Below are 4,199 nucleotides of genomic sequence, written 5' to 3' on the forward strand. Positions count from 1 at the left end.
ACGTAGGTGTGTGTGTTTATCGACGCGATCCGTGGTGCAGGTACGCCGGAAGGCACTCGCCGTGCGTGAGTGAGCCGCGTCTCACCGTGGCGGCACCCTCTTGCCTATGAAACGAGTTGCATAGAGGATCCGGCGTATGGCGCTCGAGCACGCGATCCTCGTCTCCCTGCTGGAAAAACCGGGCTCCGGCTACGAGCTGGCCCGGCGGTTCGACCGGTCGATCGGCTACTTCTGGACCGCCACCCACCAGCAGATCTACCGCGTCCTCAAGCGGATGGAGAGCGACGGCTGGGTCGAGGCCCGCGAGGTGGCGCAGCAGGGCAGACCGGACAAGAAGCACTACGCGGTCGCCGCTGCCGGCCGGGCCGCCCTCTCCGCGTGGCTGCACGAGCCGATCGAGCCCGAGAGTGTCCGGCACGACCTCGCCGTGAAGATCCGGGGAGCGGCCTTCGGTGATCTGTCCGCCCTCCTGCACGAGGTCGAGCGGTACCGGAAGGTGCACTCCGAACGGCTGGCGCACTATGCCGCCGGAGAAGTGCGCGACTTCACCGGGCCCGAGGCCCCCGCGGAGCCGGACGTCATGCAGGAACTGCAGCACGTCGTGCTGCGCGGCGGCATCGCCTACGAGCGGATGACGCTCGCCTGGCTCGACGACGTGCTCGCCACCCTCGACCGGATCCGCGAGCGCCCGGGCAGCTGAGCCCTACCCCACCACCACCCTGAGCCGGAAAGGCGAACAAGCAGCCATGGCCGACCCGCTTCTCTTCAACCCGCGCACCTACGACCCGGCACACTTCGACCCCGAGACCCGCCGGCTCCTGCGCGCCACCGTCGACTGGTTCGAGACCCGCGGCAAGCGCAAGCTGATCGAGGACTACCGGACCCGCACCTGGCTGGCCGACTTCCTCGAATTCTCCACCGAGGAAGGCCTGTTCGCGACCTTCCTCACCCCCGCCGCAGCCGCCGCGGGCCATGAGGACAAGCGCTGGGACACCGCCCGCATCGCCGCCCTCAACGAGATATTCGGCTTCTACGGCCTCGACTACTGGTACGCGTGGCAGGTCACCATCCTCGGCCTCGGCCCGGTCTGGCAGAGCGACAACGCCGCCGTCCGCACCCGCGCGGCCGAACTGCTCGACCAGGGCGAGGTGTTCGCCTTCGGCCTGTCGGAGAAGACCCACGGCGCCGACATCTACTCCACCGACATGCTGCTCGAACCCGACGGCGACGGCGGTTTCCGGGCCACCGGCTCCAAGTACTACATCGGCAACGGCAACGCCGCCGGCCTCGTCTCCGTCTTCGGCCGCCGCACCGACGTCGAGGGCCCCGACGGCTACGTCTTCTTCGCCGCCGACAGCCGCCACGAGGCGTACCACCTGGTGAAGAACGTGGTCGACTCGTCGAAGTACGTCAGCGAATTCCGCCTGGAGAACTACCCCGTCACCCCCGGCGACATCCTGCACACCGGCCGCGCCGCGTTCGACGCCGCCCTGAACACCGTCAACGTCGGCAAGTTCAACCTGTGCACCGCCTCCATCGGCATCTGCGAGCACGCGATGTACGAGGCCGTCACCCACGCGCACAACCGCATCCTCTACGGCCGCCCCGTCACCGCCTTCCCGCACGTGCGCCGCGAACTGACCGACGCGTACGTCCGCCTCGTCGGCATGAAGCTGTTCAGCGCCCGCGCCGTCGACTACTTCCGCACCGCCGGCCCCGACGACCGCCGCTACCTGCTCTTCAACCCCATGACGAAGATGAAGGTGACCACCGAGGGCGAGAAGGTCATCGACCTGATGTGGGACGTCATCGCGGCCAAGGGCTTCGAGAAGGACACCTACTTCGCCCAGGCCGCCAGCGAGATCCGCGGCCTGCCGAAGCTGGAGGGCACGGTCCACGTCAACCTCGCGCTCATCCTGAAGTTCATGGGCAACCACCTGCTGGCCCCCGTCGACTACCCGCCCGTGCCGACACGGCTCGACGCGGCCGACGACGCCTTCCTCTTCCGCCAGGGACCGGCCCGCGGCCTGGGCTCGGTGCGCTTCCACGACTGGCGCGCCGCCTACGCCGCCTACGACCGTCTGCCGAACGTCGCCCGCTTCCGCGAACAGGCCGACGCCCTGTGCACGTTCGTCACCACGGCCGCGCCCGACGAGCGGCAGAGCCGCGACCTCGACCTGCTCCTGGCCGTCGGCCAGCTCTTCGCCCTGGTCGTGCACGGCCAGCTGATCCTGGAGCAGGCCGCCCTCGCCGGAGCGGAGGACGACGTGCTCGACGAGCTGTTCGCCGTCCTCGTCCGCGACTTCTCCGCCCACGCCGTCGAGCTGCACGGCAAGGACTCCGCCACCGAGGAGCAGCAGACCTGGGCCCTCGGCGCGGTCCGCCGCCCGGTCGTCGACGCCGCCCGCTCGGCCCGCGTATGGGAGCGCGTCGAGGCGCTCTCGGGCGCGTACGAGATGGCCCCGTAAGCGGCACACGCCCGGACACGGAAGGACCGCCGCCTCGTTGCGCGAGGCGGTGGTCCTCTCCGCGTCAGTCGATCGTGATGACCGCCGTCGGGCACCGCTCGGCGGCCTTCTCCACCGCCGCCCGCTGCTCCTCACCGGGAGCGGCGTCGAGCAGGATCACCGTGCCGTCCTCGTCGTTCTGGTCGAAGACGTCCGGGGCGAGGAGCACACAGGTGCCCGCGCCGCAGCAGAGGTCCTTGTCGATCCCGACCCTCATGCCGACCGCCTCCTCACCAGCGCACCGGCAGTCCGTGCACGCCGTACGTGACCATCATCTCCCGGGTGCCGATCTCCTCCGCCGGAACGGCGAGCTCCAGCCGGGGGAAGCGGCGCAGCAGCGACTCGTAGCCGATGGAGAGTTCCAGGCGGGCCAGGTGGTGGCCCATGCACTGGTGCGGGCCGCTGCCGAAGGCGACGTGACGGGTCGCGCCGCGCCGGATGTCGAAGGTGTCGGGGGCGTCGAAGCCGAGCGGGTCACGGTTGGCGGCGGGCAGCGACACCGTGACGACCTCGCCCTTGCGGATGGACTGCCCCTGGAACTCGAAGTCCTCGGCGGCCACGCGGATCGGGCCGACCTGCACCACGCTGAGGTAGCGCAGCAGCTCCTCGACGGCGTCGTCCGTCAAGGACCAGTCGGCGCGCAGGGCGGCCAGCTGCTCCGGGTGGCGCAGCAGGGTGTAGGTGCCCAGCGCCAGCATGTTGGTGGTGGTCTCCAGCCCGGCGATGAGCAGGACGATGGTGATGCCGAGCAGCTCCTCGTCCGTCAGCTCGGTCTCGACGGTGAGCCGGCCGAGGATGTCCGGGCCCTGGTCCTTGCGCGCGGCCGCGACCAGGGCGTTGAGCATGCCGCCGAGGATCGTCATCGACTCCTGCATCTCCTCCCCGCTGCTGGAGAGGCTGAAGAGCACGTCGACGTGGCGCCCGAACTCCGCACGGTTCTCCTCCGGCAGCCCGAGCAGCTCCGAGGTGACCAGCGTGGGCAGCGGCTTGGCGAAGGCCTGCACCAGGTCGACGGGCCCGCCCGCGCTCTCCATCTCGTCCAGCAGCCGGTCGGCCATCTGCTGCACGGCCGGGCGGAGTTCCCGTACCCGCCGGACGGTGAAGTGCTTGCTCAGCAGGCGGCGGTAGCGGGTGTGCTGCGGCGGGTCCATGTTGACGAACATGCCCTCCTGGGGGTGGGCATCGGTGCTCAGCTCGGAGCCGGGCACCTTCACCGGCGAGCGCTTCCCGGCCGGCAGCGAGCTGAACCGGACGTCTCCGAGTACGGCCCGCGCGGTCTCCAACCCGGTCACCAGACGGCCGACATGGCCGTCCGGATAGCGTAACGGGGTCATCGGGCATGTCTCACGCGCCTGCGTGAAAGGGGCGGGCGGGTCGAAGGGACAGCCCTCGGGGCGCGCCGTGGGAAAGGGCGGTGCTGCGTTCTGTTCGGCTTCTTGCAAATGCGTCATCGACGACGAGCCTCTTCACCGGAGAAAAGCGGGACAGAAAATACGAACTCCCGAAACCCTTCCCCAACTTCCCTAGGGTTCTCCTTAGAGATGGACACGCCACGGAGCGATGTCCGTTTGGGATTCCCCTAGACCTCATCCGCCACGGCCCCGGAACGCGCCCGGCGAGCCGAAACTGGGGGCACACGCGCCACGGGCAAGGTGTGGCGCCTTTTCTCTGTGTGGGTGGGTGGAGCACAAC

4 protein-coding genes are annotated in these 4,199 nt (G+C 69.5%); 2 read left to right on the forward strand and 2 right to left on the reverse strand.

Features of this window, described 5'->3' with window-relative positions; translation table 11 throughout:
- Window positions 1–136: 136 nt before the first annotated feature.
- Entirely contained in the window at window positions 137–700 is a 564-nt protein-coding gene (locus ACLHRZ_RS03440) for a PadR family transcriptional regulator (RefSeq protein WP_490416706.1), read from the forward strand.
- Window positions 701–746: 46 nt separating this feature from the next.
- Window positions 747–2,468, forward strand: a complete 1,722-nt coding sequence (locus ACLHRZ_RS03445; protein WP_490416707.1) for an acyl-CoA dehydrogenase family protein — start codon at window positions 747–749, stop codon at window positions 2,466–2,468.
- A gap of 64 nt (window positions 2,469–2,532) precedes the next feature.
- On the opposite strand, the gene ACLHRZ_RS03450 is transcribed toward ACLHRZ_RS03445, so the two are convergent.
- Both ACLHRZ_RS03450 and ACLHRZ_RS03455 read right to left on the reverse strand, forming a co-directional pair.
- Window positions 2,533–2,724, reverse strand: a complete 192-nt coding sequence (locus tag ACLHRZ_RS03450; RefSeq protein WP_490416708.1) for a ferredoxin — start codon at window positions 2,722–2,724, stop codon at window positions 2,533–2,535.
- Between the two features lie 13 nt (window positions 2,725–2,737).
- Entirely contained in the window at window positions 2,738–3,841 is a 1,104-nt protein-coding gene (locus ACLHRZ_RS03455; RefSeq protein WP_490416709.1) for a cytochrome P450, read from the reverse strand.
- Between the last annotated feature and the right edge of the window lie 358 nt (window positions 3,842–4,199).

Source organism: Streptomyces sp. AM25, from assembly GCF_058146165.1.